This is a genomic window from Niallia sp. M35 (assembly GCF_050971705.1).
Lineage (GTDB): Bacteria > Bacillota > Bacilli > Bacillales > Cytobacillaceae > Niallia > Niallia circulans_A.
In genome coordinates this window covers 418502-433263 of record NZ_JBPCEP010000001.1, presented here as the reverse complement: position 1 = coordinate 433263, position 14762 = coordinate 418502, and the positions used below count along the sequence as shown (strand labels likewise).

Below are 14762 nucleotides of genomic sequence, written 5' to 3'. Positions count from 1 at the left end.
ACTTTATCTATTCAGTAAGAAATCCTAAATATGGAGATTAGTTCTTTTTTTCGGTTGTAGCAGGATTGCTAGTATTTTCTGTATTTTTACGATTCTTAACCCCTTTGCTTTTATAGGGTTTGTTACTCTTAGCTTTATTGGCACTAGCCTGCCAACGATTCCAGCCTTTTTTATCTGTTCCTCTGCCTGTACCGCCTTTACCTTTAGCCTTAGCTTTACTCATAAAATCAACTCCGATTTTTCTTATATATTACGTATCATTAGTTAGTCTTATCCTTTTATTCTGGTAAAAAACGTACATAATGAACTATAAGTATATAACAGTCTGCTATTGTTTGAAACATTAACCTTTTCAAAAGTTGATTTCTCGTGCTTTCTCTTCTCTACAACTTTCGCGTTTTCTCCATAGCAAAATATGGCACTAAAAAAATGAAACCATTTTTCTATCAAATCCGTAGAATATGATGAAGATGACTTTTGTGAAGATAAAATTGATTTTAAAGTAATACGCTTTATAATAGACAGTCATCTCTTCTACAAATGATAGATCATAAAAAACTGTCCTGAGGAGTGAAAAATATGAATAGTACCGCTATCTTTATTATTGCATTAGCCGCAATAGCTGTATGGTCTATACAAATTTATGAGCTTTTGAAGCCATCGAAAGAACAAAACAATCGCAAAATCGTTTTATTAACATCTGCTGGCTCTTTATTCACGATAATTCTTACCGTTTCATTTTTTCAAAATATCCCATTTTTTCAATAAGATACTTATAATGAGTTAAAAATTATCATGATTAAATTCTTCTTCTCGATAAGAATAACAAAATATAATCCTCCCTCTTTTTATTTCAAGCATAACAATCCTTTAACAATTTTATTAAATTTTCTATTTTTGGAAAATTACGTCGAAAAAAAGGAGTATAATGGAAATAAAAATAGGGGGAGGTTGTTGAAATGATTACTTTATTAGAAGATATTGCCCAACATGGACTAAAAGATACGAAACTATACATCATGAAAACAACTGATTCGTTTGTTATTTCCATCCCTAAAATTAATTGGTCTACCGAAATAAGCAATGAAGAATCTCCACATGATCAATTCGACCATTTACTACATTCTTTAACTTTTCACATGTTTGAAGGAGACTGTTCCCAACTAGCTGAAAGTATCACAACTTCTATTAGTAAATATGAAACTTCATAATATATTATAACTTCCATCAAGTGGAAGGTTATCGCCCACTTGATGGTTTGTTGTAACCTTCTGATCTAACAGCGATTTTCCCATCTAATTTCCTCAAATAGTTTGACTCTTGCTGACCGTTAAGAACCCATTCTACCTTTCTAATTGTATATAATTTGTTATCCTTGTGATTTTTTACGATCCTCTATTTTTCGGTCTAGAATATCTCCACTAGTGCGGTCTGAGACAATTTAATTTTGCATAAACGGGCTCCAATACGCTAAAATGATTAAGATAAACACTAGAATTTTTTAAAGGAGTTTTTTTATTGGATTTACTTTTTGCAAGTGAGCGACTAGGATTTCGTTTATTAACAATAGAAGATATAGATGCATGTGAACAATTTTGGGGAAATGAAGAAGTTATGAAATATTGTGGTGGCAGCACTTCCTCTGCATTATTGCCTCAAGTTATTGACTTTTATCAGCAATGCCAAAAAGATTTTGGCCTTTCCGTTTATGGTGTTATTGATTTGACAACCAATCAAGTTATTGGAGCAGCAGGCTTTAATATTGAAGAATCTGTTGATCAAGCTGAACTTATTTTCCATTTCTCCAAAGCTAATTGGAATAAAGGGTATGCTACAGAAGCTGGCATTGCCTGTTTAACGTTCGCAAAAGAGCAAGGGAATATCCAAAAAGTAATTGCTTCTGCAAGTATTGAGAACAAAGCTTCCTTAGATGTACTCGGCAAAATTGGTTTTCAGTATATGGGCATTAAATATTTCGAGGATACTGAGCAGGAAGAAGCTTATTTTGCGTTTGTTTTATAGGTAAATAGATAGTTATTTATTGTAAGAAAAAAGGGATCATCCCCCTTTTTTCTATACCGGATGGTTCAGCCTTTTTAGATATTCACGCAGGTACATTTAAAAAATGTGTGCGAATCCTTATGGAAGTATACGTCTACTTCTGTTTTCTGAAACCAACATTATTATCTTATGAAAAATAATTTAATAAACAATCAAAAGAATGAATTTCGGCAAATGGCTTAATCTCGGTAGGATTCTTGATCTTTCGAGGATTAAACCATACACCTTTTATATGGGCATTTTGACAACCATTTATATCTATTTCTATGTCATCCCCAACGAATAATGCTTCCTCTGGCTGAACATTCAGCATATTTAAAGCCAGTTCAAATATACGTTTGTCTGGTTTACTCAATCCCACTTCATCGGAAATAATAATTGGATCAAAATAGCTATGTAAATTGGTGTTCTGAATTTTTGCTTTTTGTCTATGGATTGTACCATTTGTGATAATTGCTACCCTCGCTTTATTCTTTATCTTATTTACTATATTTATTCTCTCTTGGTTCACAGAAAAACAATAGGGAAAATGCTTATTCCAAAAAGCTAATATGTCATTATGTGGAATTCTGTATTTTGGTGGAAACATAGCAAAAAATGATTCTAAAACTTTTGTTTTATCTTTTTGACCGTAGCTTTGCTTGTCCTGTTCTTTGAATTCTAACAACATTTCCCTTTTTAAGGAATCACTAATATCTACATAACACTTTTCTAACAGAATGAAAAATAACTTTTCTACTGCTTTATCTCTATCAAGCAAAGTATCATCTAAATCAAATAGAACTGCTTTATAGCTGCTCATCATTCACTGCCTTTCTATTTAAATCTTAATCTCTTTAAAATCCCACATAAAAAGGTTGTCGCTTCTCATCCAAACAGTATTCTATTCTTTGTCTAAAATTCTTATATTTCACCATATTGAGCGCTTCCTCAATAGGGAAAAATCCTACTTCTAAGCTTTCTAGTGATGTAGCGAATTCCCCGCCAACCGGTTTAGCTAGGAATAATGTATTGCATATAGAACGTTTTACATTTTGAAAGATTCCACAAAATTTTATTACTTCAATATCAATTCCTGATTCCTCTTTTGTTTCTCTAATCACGGCAGCTTTCAGTGACTCTCCCTCTTCCACTTGGCCACCTGGCATTTCCCAGCCTCTTTTGGGTCCTTTGATTAATAAAATTTCCTTTTGTTCATTGATGACAATCGAAGCAGCCGAAACAATATGTTTAGGCGGCGCATATTGCGGTTGTGTATTTTGAGTCAATTGCTTTCCCCCATCCCTTCTTTTTTTGCGATTTTTTGCAATCTTTCCATTATTTTACCATAAATTTCTCCTACGAAAAAATACCTCCTTTTCTAGTTGAAAAGAAAGTATTTTTTCGTATTTATTTTTTCACCATTTCAATGGCTCTATTAACTGCTTTGCGGGCTAATTCTTTCTCTCCTAGGTTATCATCGGCCTGAAGCATTTCCATTACTATTTTTGTTGCTGTCTTTTTATTGCGAGTAATCGGAAATATTAAGGCATACAGCTTGGCTGCTTGTTTTTTATTCATACTTCTTTTCACTACAAATCGCTTAGATTTAATGCGAGCGTAACTTTAAATAGATCGCCATCTGTCTCGATTTTCATCATGCCTTGGTGTAGATCTATGATTGATTTCGCAATCGCAAGTCCTAGACCTGATCCTTCTGTATGCCTCGATGTATCCCCTCGTTTAAAACGCTCATATAATTCATCAAGATTATCGTCAAGCTCATACTTAGATATATTTTTAAACTGCAAAATAGCTTGGTCTTTTTCTAGTTTAATGGAAATATAGACACGCGAATGCTCTAAAGAATATTTCAAAATATTGCCTATTAAATTATCAAATACTCTCCAAAGCTTCTGACCATCTACAGTTGCATAAATCGACGGTTCTTGATTGGTTACACGAAAATCAAGTGTTGTCGCTTTAATTGTTTCATCATATTCACCTAACGCTTGCTGTAAAAGCTGCACTAAGTCTATTTTTTCCTTCTTTAATTCCACATTGCCGCTGACCATTTTCGAAACCTCGAATAAATCATCAATTAATACTTTTAATCGTTGAGATTTCCGATCGATAATAGCTAGATATCCCTCTTTTTCTTCCTCAGATAGATTTTTATTCTTCAATAATTCCGTGTAATTGATGATTGATGTTAAAGGTGTTCGCAAATCATGACTGACATTCGTAATTAACTCGGTTTTTAGGCGTTCACTTTTTTCTTGGGCATTTTGAGAATAAATCACGCCATTTTTTAGTGTATTGATTGTCTCTGCTAATGCGGAAAGTTCACTAGATGCTTTTATATCTAAATCACTTACTTTTCGGCCGTTCCTGATCTCCTTTGTATATAGAACTAACTGACCTAGAGACTTTGCATTTTTCACTAAATAATGGATGGCTGGTATGCCGATAATTATGACTGCAATAAGAAAGAACAACACAAAAAATGGCTCCACAATCACTGCCATTAAACAAAATCCTAGCGCGAAAACAATCATTAAACAAAGGATTAATTTAGTCAATGGACTTCTACTTGAAAATAATAGCAGCATTGGTTTTCCGATTGTTTTAACACATTTTCCAACAAATGTTTTTGTCCAAATTGATTTATCGCCTTTTACTATTTCCTTATATAATAGAGACATTTGGATAAAGGACAAGGATATAAACAGCCAAGCTAAACAGCCAAATAATATAATTTCCTTCCAAAAGGAGCCCTCATTATATAAAGCTAATTCTATTTGATCATTTACTCCCCATACACTTATAATGGCAACAGCTATACTTATAAGGAGAAAAATAATCCCAATATCAATAGGAATTTTCTTATAAAATGGGAACTCCCATTGTGTTAAATTTCTTCTTTTTGTTAAAAGGAGAATACAGCTGGCAACTAGGCTGATGATACTAATAACACTAAAGTAGATCACTTGCTTTTGTTGCGTTTTATAATTATCCATGTCTGTATGCAGCATACTCTTGGCACTTAGATTTTCAGGAACCGCAATAACTCCTTCAAAGCTGCCGATATTCTTCTTGATGTCATTTAGAATAGACACTTCTATAGCAACATCATCGGAATCACCAAACTCATACCAAGGAGAATTTATTGAAATATAATGCTGTTCCCACTCATCTTTTGGGTCTATATGGATATCGCTAAGAAATTTTGTTTTTTTCTGTTTCAGCTTACTCTCAATCGTTTCGCCAGGTGCAAGATCAACATTTGTTACTATTTTTCCAGTTTTGTTATTTTCAAAATAAAAAAGGAAGGAATCAGTCCAGTCTTTATACTCATATTCTCTATTCTGTAATTCTTGATAGTATTCATCTAATTGCCTTGCTTTTTCTTTCTTAATCTTATCTTCTACGTATTCATCACTTTGGAAATTTTTCGTAATATCAGCTATTTTCTTATCTCTTTCTTCTGTATATAGCTGTTCTGCTTCTGAGCTTCCTGTTTCTTTAGCGGTCTGAATTTGCTCTTCATACTGACTTTTTATGTTTTGAATTTGTTCATTTAAATCACCATAATAATAACGGTATTCATTTATTTCTTTAGCTGATACGGTTATTTTTTTCTTTGCCTCTTCAATCGGAACATAATATAACTCATTTTCACTTAGAAGATCCTTATAATATTGCATTCTTTCTTGAAATATCGATGTTTGATAAAAATCCGTGTGTAAATAACGGTTAAACCACATATCTACAGATACAATTCCACTCAGCGCGAGTGTAATAAGCAGTGTCCAAACAATAAAAAAGCCTTTACTTCTCGATTTTGTAGCCAATGCCCCACACCACCTTTAAGAAGCGAGGATTTTTTGGATCCACTTCAATTTTTTCACGTATTTTTCGTATATGTACTGCTACCGTATTTTCGGCATTGTATCCAGGTTCTTTCCAAACACTTTCATAAATTTCTGCAATCGAGAATACTCTGCCTGCATTTTTCATCAATAAAACAACAATTTTATATTCAATCGGAGTCAGCTTTACACTTTCTCCATTTACCGCAACTTCTTTCGCCTCCTGGTCTAATGTTAATCCATGAAGGTCTATTTTTTTCTTCACACCATCAAAGGTGCCAAGTGTTACATATCTTCGCAACTGCGATTTCACTCGTGCAACAAGCTCCATTGGATTAAATGGCTTTGTGATATAATCATCTGCCCCTATTTGCAATCCCAATATTTTATCTGTATCCTCGCTTTTGGCTGTCAGCATAATAATCGGAATATTTTTTTGCTCGCGAATTTTATAAGTAGCCGAAATTCCATCTAAATTTGGCATCATAATATCCATTAAAATTAAATGGACTGTTTCTCCCATTAAAATCTCCAATGCCTCTATTCCATCACTTGCTTTTAATACCGTAATCCCTTCGTTTTTAAGATAAATTTCAATAGCATCTCTTATTTCTTTTTCATCGTCCACCACGAGCACATTGACATTTTCCACCTTAAAACCACCTGCTTTCTCTCTCTTTCGCTGTCTCTATCATAGAAAAAAATTCTTAACATCTGCCAAGCAAAATTCTTAAGAATTTCTTAATATTGTATCTACCAATTCGATTCTCTTATTCTATCAAAGGAAAATGCTGTTCACATCCACATTTTTCTGCTTTTTTAATAAAAAAATTAAAAAATGGTTTTCAACAGTGACGATGAAAACCATTTTTTTTATTGCTTTGCCTTTATTTGTTCCCGTATCTTCTCCAATTCTTCAAGGGATAATTCCCCTAATGACTCTTTTATTTCTTTCTCCATGCGTTTGCGGTTTTTCTCTCGGTATTGATTCCACCAGTCGCGTAGTCCTTCTGTCTGATCCAATATGTAATCAATGTCGATTTCTTCTACTTCATCATCGGAAATATACTCCAATACGGCTGCCAGCATCCGGTTTAATTTATCTTCTTCTCCTTCTTTCTTTTTCGTATTCGTCTGTTCCTTTTCTACTTCTTCACTAATCTCTACATCCTTGCGAGGCATTGTTCTTCTCCTAACTGTAATTCTGTTTTTTCTAGTATTTCCGCTAGACAAATCTCTATTCTTCCAGTGCAGGAAAAAACAAAAATACAGCGAATGTTTAGAGTAAATTAATGTTTAGGGAGTGGATAAAATGAAACCACGTCAGGAAGTTTTGCTTAAACAATTAGAAACCTATCGAAAGGAACTTTTAGGGACTGTTGAATTGGTGACAGAAGAACAAGCAGAAATTATTCCAGCGGGCTTTAGGAATAATATCCGCTGGAATCTTGGTCACCTATACGTTGACCAGTTATTATGGATTGAGGCATTGACTAAAGTACCCACTGCTATCTCAAAACAATTCAATCAATGGTTTGGTTTCGGTACTACGCCAGCCAACTTTACAGTGGAGACACCTTCTTTTACGGAATTAAAAGTACTTTTGCAATCACAACCACAAGCAATATTAGAGAAATATGGAGCTATTCTCGAAAAAGAATATCCACCAATTGATATGGGCATGCATACAATCGAACAAGTGCTGGTTCGTACGATTTTTCACGAAGGCATGCATTTACAGGTGATTAATGATATAAAAAAACTTATCTAACTAAAAATAGTCGGTCTCCAGCAAGTCTTAGCTTTCCCTAGTCGCATTTATGTAGAGTAATATATCAGACTAATTGATTCCATAACAAGAGGGATATCCCCACCAGTTTGTACAAATGATTTAGTATACTTAAAAACTATATGTTCAACAGCATGGTCAGTAAATAAAATACTCCTCTCCTGTAGCAACTGTTAAAATTGATCTATCCTAATACAGCTGTTTAAAAAAATTTTGTAAAGTTTATATGCAAACCAGATTCCTTGAGGATATCTATTAAACTCGTCATTGGCCATCATTTCTAATTTCAGCTTTTGAGGCGTGACCGATTAACTAGCTCTCGCACCCACCTCAAAAGGAGAAATAGAAATTCGGGCGTTTTCATTTCCCTTACTTAATACGAGCCTTATTCTTTAAGGATTCCTTGATCTAACGAATAAAGATAAATAATAATATGCTCCTGAGTTAGCAGATATCGCTACTACCGTCCTAAAATTAGAATCTGACTCTAGCTTTTGGAGGCATTTAGATAATCAGGATATATTTTTACTATTGTTTTTTGCTATATTGATTGTATTATTTTTTATTAAATGAACTAATAAGGCGATTAAAGGCAAAGCTGTTCCAATTAGCAATGGTACTTCACTATTAAATTTATAGTATGAATAACTTCCAATCCATGAACCAAATGCTCCTCCTAAAAAGAAAATAGTCATATATAATCCATTAAGTCTATTTCTTTCCTCGGGGTTCAAACTAAAAATAACTTTTTGACCTAATAATAAATTTCCTGATACCCCAACATCGATGCTAATGCCTGAAATTAAGATCAGAATTACACTCAATGGTGAATGATCTTGAACAAAAAATAATAGTACGATAGATAATAGAACGAGTGCCATTGATACATTAGTCATTGCAAAAATATAGCCTTTATCTGCTAGTTTACCAATAGTAGGAGTTAATAAAGCACCAGCAATTGCAACAAATCCAATTAATGCAATTTCATTATTTGAAAAATCTAATGGTTCCGACCTTAATAAAATTGGGAGTACCGTCCAATAAAGGCTAAATGTTGCAAATAAACATGCGTGATAAAATGCTCTTTGTTGTAAAGGAGAAGTATTTATTAGCAGCTTCACCATAGAAGCAATTAAATTGGAATATGACATATTACTATTTGATACAACTTCATAATTAGGCAAAAATTTTAAAATAATCAGTAATACAGCAACAAGGATTATTAATGAAAATAGAAAAACCATTCTCCAGCCGTACCATTCAGTTATTCCGATAGATAGTGGACGAGCAATCATAATTCCAATCAATAAACCACTCATCACTTTACCTACATATTTACCTGTCTCCCCAACAGGTACAATCCTTATAGTTAGTGGAACTAATATTTGAGCTGCACAGGCCCCAATACCAATGATGATTGTTAATAACAAAAAGACAATTCCATTAGAAGAAATCAGTGTACCAATTAATGAAATAACGGTTAGCCCGATCAGAATAGTAATTATTTTTTTGCTTTTAAATAAGTCAGCCATTGGAACAATAAAAAATAATCCCAATCCATATCCAATTTGGGTCAAAGTAGTGAGCAATCCTGATAAATTAGAAGAGATGTTTAGATCTTTTGCAATGAACTGTACGATTGGTTGAGCATAGTAAATATTAGCAGCAAGTGATCCGCAACTAATTGCCAAAATGAAAATTAGAAAATTTGTTTTTTTAATCAATTTTATCAATCCTTTTGTTTATTTTGGTACGATCGTTCCGAAATACTAAAAAAAGAAAGACTATAGGTCTGCAATAGTCTTATCCACTAGATTATAGGCTAGATTTTTCTCTTTTTTGTATCTGGACATTAAATTAATGCTATGATTTAAACTTAATAAAGAATATGCAACTAATTCAGAGTCAGCCTCTTGTGAAATTTCTCCTTTCTTTTTTCCTTCTTCAATGACTTGCTTAAATACTTTTTCTAATTCATTAAAATCATTTATAAGTATTTCTTCTATGGAAGGATCAATATGTCCAATAAGCAGTGAAGAATTAGTTATAATACAACTTTTTGGATTGTCATCTGAATAGCATTTTTCAATATGTTGATAAAAAAAAGATTTAAGTGATCCTTTAGTGTCTATTCCGCTAAAAAGTAAATTTCTTTTTTGGCGACCATAGTTTTTATAATGTTCTAAAACCAGTTTAAATAGTTCATCCTTATCTCCAAAACTCTCATAGAGTGTTGATCGACTTATTCCCATCTTTTCAATAAGATCTGATATGTATGTAGCATCATAGCCTTTTTCCCAAAATAAATACATAGCTTTATTCAAAGCCTGTTCTTTATTAAAGCTAATCCTTCTACCCAATTTATAACACCCCCATTCATATAAAGTAGTATAAAGTTTCCGGAACGAAAAGTCCAGAAAAAACATATTCTTAATCAAATCTTATGTTAAGAGCGCTTTTCTGGAACAATGAAAAATGTTCTTTTGTGCTTTAGAATACATTGAATTAATAAATTTGCGACATAAGGAGATGAAAAAGATGAGTTAAAAAACTCACCTTAGCTTGTCGACAAAAAGATATTGGAGAAGTAAAAATGCATTTTCATGCGTTGCTTGGAGTGGAGGGGGTGAGACTCCTGTGGGATTAGCGAGACAGTCTGAGACCCTGAAGGCTGTAAGCCGAAGCGGCTCAGCGCGAGCCCCACGGAAAGCGAACCCCCGGAGCGGAAAGTAACGTCTAAATTCAAAGAGATTAATAAATATACTTTACTCAAACTTCTATTTCCAAAATTCAGGAGTTTGTCTACAGTCTGAGATGAGTTAAAAAACTCACCTTTTTTCATACTGAACAGAGTAATATTAGTATGCTTGCACAGTGATGCATTCAAAAACTTCATAAGCATTTTAGCTGGGTTGGACAATTTTAGTTCAACCTCAAGACTTTCATTAGTTTCAATTTATTTAGTACAAATAGAACATTTTAATTGTTTATTTTTATTCACAAAAGCACTATGTATAAATATTAGGCTTTAAAATAATAGTGGTGCGCAGTTCGCATAAATAGTAAAAGAGTGATTTTCAGTAAACAACACGAAACAGAAAAAGAAAGCATACCCTCTTGATATTTGACGAAGAGTTGTTTAATAAAGGTGCTAGAAAATAGTCGGTACCATACCTCCATCCATACGGATCGGAGAACCTTTGAAGGCGGATGCATAAGGGCTGCATATAAAGGCAGCTAATCTACCTATCTCAGTTGGTCTGATAAATCGCTGGATTTCAGACTGAGGTAGATTTGTAGTCATAAATTTTTTCTCTTTTTCTGAAAATGTCATATCTTCATTAGGATACATCCCCTCAATTATTTGATGAACATTTTCGGAGAGTGTTGGACCTGGCATAATCGTATTAACAGTGACTTCTTTTCCTATTGTTAATTTAGATAGACTTTTTGACAATGATAATAGCATTGTTTTTGTCATACAATATTGCGGCATTTGTCCCGAAGGCATAACTGCTTCTTCACTCGCAATAAAAATAATTCTACCAAAATTATTTTTTATCATTTTCGGTAAGTAAAATTTAGATAATCCATTTGCGGCAAGAACATTGGTATGGATATACTTTTCCCATACTTCATCGTTGACGTCCTCGTATTTCATTATTTCATAAATCCCCATATTGTTAACTAAAATATCAATTTGAGGATGCTTTTTAAATAATGCTTCCCTTTGTTGAATATCTACTATATCAACAGTGGCATTTTGAGGGAAGGTATCAGGGAACTCTAGTTTAATTTCATTTACAGTTTGTTCCACCTCCTCGTAATTTCGGCCATTAATTAGTACATTAACACCTTCTTTTGCTAGTTCAATGGCAATTCCTTTGCCGATCCCTCTTGATGATCCAGTGACTAAAGCTGTTTTATTTTTTAAATCTAGCTGCATAATCCATTGCTCCTTTTAGTTTTAAGTAAATTCTAGTTATTATTAATACTTATCCGACTGTTAATACAGTTCCAAAAGTAAACGGTCAATTAATCAAGTTTAAACCGAAATATTCAGTGCGCCATTTTAAAGGAGTAGCGCCTTCCCAAAGATGAAAGGCTCGATAGAAGGAGCTTTGGTCTTCATATCCAATTAAAAAGGCGACCTCTTTAATATCAAGTGAGGGGTCTGCCAGGTACTCTTTTGCCTGCTCATGTCGAACTTTTGTTAACAAATGCTTAAAGCTCGTGCCTTCTTCCATAAGCCGCCGCTGCAAGGTACGATCGCTTACCCCTAACTCGCTCGCGATAGTCTGAATATCAGGGCGACCTCCTGTTAGGCTGCGTTTCATGATCCACTTGACTGTCTCAGTAATAGAAGGTCCTCGTGCCTGCTCATTCAACGACTGTTCCAGTACGGGAGTTAATATTTCTAGCAATTCTGCATTGTATGAGACAAAGGGACGATCTAGATCTGCTCGATGTATAGTCAACCTGTTACAATTTGTACCGAGCTGAATTCGGCAGCCAAAGTAAGCTTCAAGTAACTGTAGGTCGCCAATTGAATGGGTCGAAAATTCTACGAAGCTTGCTGTCAAATGTTGACCTGTACCCCGACGTCCCAGTTCGAGAAGAAATGCCATCGTAATACCAATTAATATGGTCAGACCGGGTTGTTCACTATGCAATGATTTTATTTCAATTGTACAGTGTTCCCCTTCCTCGGTAATATGTAAGCTTTCAGGAGGGCACAGTTGTTTATACCTAGCCATCCGCTTTAAGGCATCACGGTAGTCACGAGCATGGTAAGTTGCTAAGACAGTCGGTGGGAAATGATCTGTTTCAAAGGATGTCGCAAGCTTGATGATTCCTTTCGCAGTGTCATCAATGAGAGCGGCATAAGCCTGCCATATCGCAAAATATTGGGCTGTGGTGACAACTGAATCAGAAATAATGGTTAATGGCAATTGTGCTTTTCGAACTACATCGAGAGCGTCTATCCCCAATTGACTTAATCCTGTCCAAAATCCTGCCGGAACTTTAATACGGTCAGAAGCATACAACGTCATATATGGGCCTCCTTTCTCTATTTACATTAGTAGGTTTTAAGTGTAATTGTGTCCTTCTTTACAAATGGTACCGTTTAATAATACCTCCCCGATAATGTCTTGTAACTAGCAAACCGCGACAAATCACTTGCAAACTACGCCAATATTATAAATAATGATTTTTTATTAGTCGTTACTATTCCATTTTATTTCTTATTGTTGGCGTATATAGGATATGAAAAACGGCCAGACAGAAATCCGGTCGTTTTTCATGTTAATTACATATCTAATTGGATTGTCTTTTCCTTTTTGTGTTCTAAAAGAGAAACCTATTATACTTGAAATCTTTTGTTCCTTTCACCTTGTTTTCAACTTTTTATGTAGCTGCCACGCGAAGACTTTAATACCATAAAAATAGCTATAGCTAATCCAAGTACTCCTACCCAGGTTATGGAACCTAGCGATACTTTTTCTACAAATATCCCACCAATTCCTGCCCCTGCAGCCATCGATAATTGCATCATTGACTGGTTTAGTCCTAGAAGCACACCTGATGATTCTGGTTTTATGGTTGCCAAATTGAACTGTTGTGCTGGAGCTGATGTCCACGCAGCAAAGGACCACAATATTAGGATGATTACAACACCAACATAAATGTGCGTGATTAATGATAAAAGAATAAGCATAACAATGTGTAGTAGCATTGAACCTATTAATGTACGTGATACACCCCATTTGTCTGTACTATAACCACCGAATTTCGAGCCGAATAAACTAGCAACTCCGAATATAAGCAGAACACCACTTAATAATTTTTCATGGATACCCGAAATGTTCAAAAGGTAAGGAGATAAATAGGTATAAGCAACTGAATACCCGCCAAGCCAAAAGAAGGTGATGGATAAACCAATCGCTACTTTTCGATCCTTTAGTAGAGAAAGTTGTTGTATTAATGGAACCGGTTCATCCCCTTTTGTTGGTGGTATTACAAATGAGATGATGATCATCGCTAATAATCCAAGTAACGCAATTCCGCCAAATACTGCTTTCCAGTCAAATGCATCTGTAATAATTCGCCCTAGAGGAACACCAATGATTAAAGATGCTGTAAAGCCCATGACTACAGTAGCTATTGCACTACCTTGTTTACCATCAGGTGCTATTTTTGCCGCGATAGTCAGAGCTGTAACAACTACCATTCCAGCACCTAGTGCCATTATTATTCTTGAGAAAACAAATAACGTGTAACCTGGCAATAAGAATGCAAGTATGTTTGCTATCACAAACAAGCCTAATGATACGATTATAAGCTTGCGTCTATCCATGCTTGCCGTAAGTGCCATAAGAATGGGTGTAAAGATTGCATAGACAAGTGAAAATATCGTTATTAATTGTCCTGCAGCCGCCAAAGTAATTCCTAGTGAATCTGCAATGTTATCCAATACACCAGAGATAATATACTCCGATGTTCCAACTAAAAAACTAATAAGTGCTAAAATATAAATTTTAAATGTGTTAGACAAAATAATCTCTCCTTCGTATAATATATTCACATATCTAGAAAAGACGATATGAGAATCATAATTATAAACATATCGTGATATGTCGATATGTTTAGCGTAAATAAAGCTGAATTCTCCGAGAGAATTCAGTTACATTTACTTTAGATCTCTTGCTCCAAAATAGCTGCAATATTTTTTATTGCTTCTTCATCTCTTTTGTAATACGTATACTTTCCAATACGCTCTGTCTTAATCAAACCAGCTCGCAAAAGTATATTTAGGTATTGAGAAGCTGTCGATTGCGTCATTTTTAATTGCTCTGTTATTTGACTAACGCATACCCCTGTTTTTCTCATATCAATCCCTTCATGGGGTACAAAATGACGTTCAGGTTCTTTTAGCCAGTGTAAAATTTGCAGCCTTGATTCATTTGATAAGGCTTTAAAGATTTCAATAGGTTTCATGTCTTTTATTATATCTAAAAAATGCGATATGTCAATTTGTATTTAGTTAAATTTACAGATGA

At 34.2% G+C, this 14762-nt stretch carries 17 protein-coding genes; 4 read left to right on the top strand and 13 right to left on the bottom strand.

Annotated elements, in window-relative coordinates; all coding sequences use genetic code 11:
• Positions 1 to 37: 37 nt before the first annotated feature.
• Positions 38 to 223, bottom strand: a complete 186-nt coding sequence (locus tag NiCM35_RS02100) for a DUF3934 family protein (RefSeq protein WP_095328364.1) — start codon at positions 221 to 223, stop codon at positions 38 to 40.
• A 356-nt stretch (positions 224 to 579) separates the two neighbouring features.
• Between NiCM35_RS02100 and NiCM35_RS02095 the strand changes: the two genes are divergently transcribed.
• From NiCM35_RS02095 to NiCM35_RS02085, 3 genes are all read left to right on the top strand, one after another.
• Positions 580 to 768: a hypothetical protein gene (locus tag NiCM35_RS02095; RefSeq protein WP_095328363.1), complete on the top strand. Its 189-nt coding sequence runs from the start codon at positions 580 to 582 to the stop codon at positions 766 to 768.
• A gap of 191 nt (positions 769 to 959) precedes the next feature.
• A complete protein-coding gene (locus tag NiCM35_RS02090) occupies positions 960 to 1211 on the top strand; it encodes a YueH family protein (protein WP_123259517.1) in 252 nt (83 codons plus the stop codon).
• Positions 1212 to 1518: 307 nt separating this feature from the next.
• Positions 1519 to 2022 carry a GNAT family N-acetyltransferase gene (locus tag NiCM35_RS02085; RefSeq protein ID WP_163185606.1) on the top strand — a complete coding sequence of 168 codons (504 nt, stop codon included), beginning with the start codon at positions 1519 to 1521 and terminating at the stop codon, positions 2020 to 2022.
• A gap of 166 nt (positions 2023 to 2188) precedes the next feature.
• Here the strand turns inward: NiCM35_RS02085 and NiCM35_RS02080 are convergent, their stop codons facing one another.
• The 6 genes from NiCM35_RS02080 to NiCM35_RS02055 all read right to left on the bottom strand — a co-directional run bounded on the left by NiCM35_RS02080 (position 2189) and on the right by NiCM35_RS02055 (position 7094).
• A complete protein-coding gene (locus NiCM35_RS02080; protein ID WP_249879503.1) occupies positions 2189 to 2863 on the bottom strand; it encodes an HAD family hydrolase in 675 nt (224 codons plus the stop codon).
• A 34-nt stretch (positions 2864 to 2897) separates the two neighbouring features.
• Positions 2898 to 3329 carry an NUDIX hydrolase gene (locus NiCM35_RS02075; RefSeq protein WP_433778454.1) on the bottom strand — a complete coding sequence of 144 codons (432 nt, stop codon included), beginning with the start codon at positions 3327 to 3329 and terminating at the stop codon, positions 2898 to 2900.
• A gap of 121 nt (positions 3330 to 3450) precedes the next feature.
• On the bottom strand, positions 3451 to 3621 hold the full coding sequence (locus NiCM35_RS02070) for a hypothetical protein (protein ID WP_156485459.1): 171 nt from the start codon (positions 3619 to 3621) through the stop codon (positions 3451 to 3453).
• 11 nt (positions 3622 to 3632) lie between these two features.
• Positions 3633 to 5894: a histidine kinase dimerization/phospho-acceptor domain-containing protein gene (locus NiCM35_RS02065; RefSeq protein ID WP_433778451.1), complete on the bottom strand. Its 2262-nt coding sequence runs from the start codon at positions 5892 to 5894 to the stop codon at positions 3633 to 3635.
• Entirely contained in the window at positions 5872 to 6564 is a 693-nt protein-coding gene (locus NiCM35_RS02060) for a response regulator transcription factor (protein WP_095328358.1), read from the bottom strand. Before NiCM35_RS02060 ends, NiCM35_RS02065 begins: the two co-directional genes overlap by 23 nt.
• 221 nt (positions 6565 to 6785) lie before the next feature.
• Complete coding sequence (locus tag NiCM35_RS02055) at positions 6786 to 7094, bottom strand: hypothetical protein (RefSeq protein ID WP_095328357.1); 309 nt, start codon at positions 7092 to 7094, stop codon at positions 6786 to 6788.
• A 130-nt stretch (positions 7095 to 7224) separates the two neighbouring features.
• On the opposite strand from NiCM35_RS02055, the gene NiCM35_RS02050 reads away from it, so the two are divergent.
• Complete coding sequence (locus NiCM35_RS02050; RefSeq protein ID WP_095328356.1) at positions 7225 to 7683, top strand: DinB family protein; 459 nt, start codon at positions 7225 to 7227, stop codon at positions 7681 to 7683.
• A gap of 530 nt (positions 7684 to 8213) precedes the next feature.
• Here the strand turns inward: NiCM35_RS02050 and NiCM35_RS02045 are convergent.
• From NiCM35_RS02045 to NiCM35_RS02020, 6 genes are all read right to left on the bottom strand, one after another.
• A complete protein-coding gene (locus NiCM35_RS02045; protein ID WP_433778449.1) occupies positions 8214 to 9425 on the bottom strand; it encodes an MFS transporter in 1212 nt (403 codons plus the stop codon).
• A gap of 60 nt (positions 9426 to 9485) precedes the next feature.
• Positions 9486 to 10061, bottom strand: coding sequence for a TetR/AcrR family transcriptional regulator (locus tag NiCM35_RS02040; RefSeq protein WP_095328354.1), 576 nt, complete (start codon positions 10059 to 10061; stop codon positions 9486 to 9488).
• A gap of 791 nt (positions 10062 to 10852) precedes the next feature.
• The gene (locus tag NiCM35_RS02035) at positions 10853 to 11647 is read right to left on the bottom strand and encodes an SDR family NAD(P)-dependent oxidoreductase (RefSeq protein ID WP_123257561.1); all 795 of its coding nucleotides are present in this window, start codon (positions 11645 to 11647) and stop codon (positions 10853 to 10855) included.
• Between the two features lie 85 nt (positions 11648 to 11732).
• Positions 11733 to 12755, bottom strand: coding sequence for an AraC family transcriptional regulator (locus NiCM35_RS02030; protein WP_095328352.1), 1023 nt, complete (start codon positions 12753 to 12755; stop codon positions 11733 to 11735).
• A 347-nt stretch (positions 12756 to 13102) separates the two neighbouring features.
• Positions 13103 to 14257 carry an MFS transporter gene (locus tag NiCM35_RS02025; RefSeq protein ID WP_163185618.1) on the bottom strand — a complete coding sequence of 385 codons (1155 nt, stop codon included), beginning with the start codon at positions 14255 to 14257 and terminating at the stop codon, positions 13103 to 13105.
• A gap of 140 nt (positions 14258 to 14397) precedes the next feature.
• Positions 14398 to 14700: an ArsR/SmtB family transcription factor gene (locus NiCM35_RS02020; protein WP_047940192.1), complete on the bottom strand. Its 303-nt coding sequence runs from the start codon at positions 14698 to 14700 to the stop codon at positions 14398 to 14400.
• Positions 14701 to 14762 lie beyond the last annotated feature (62 nt).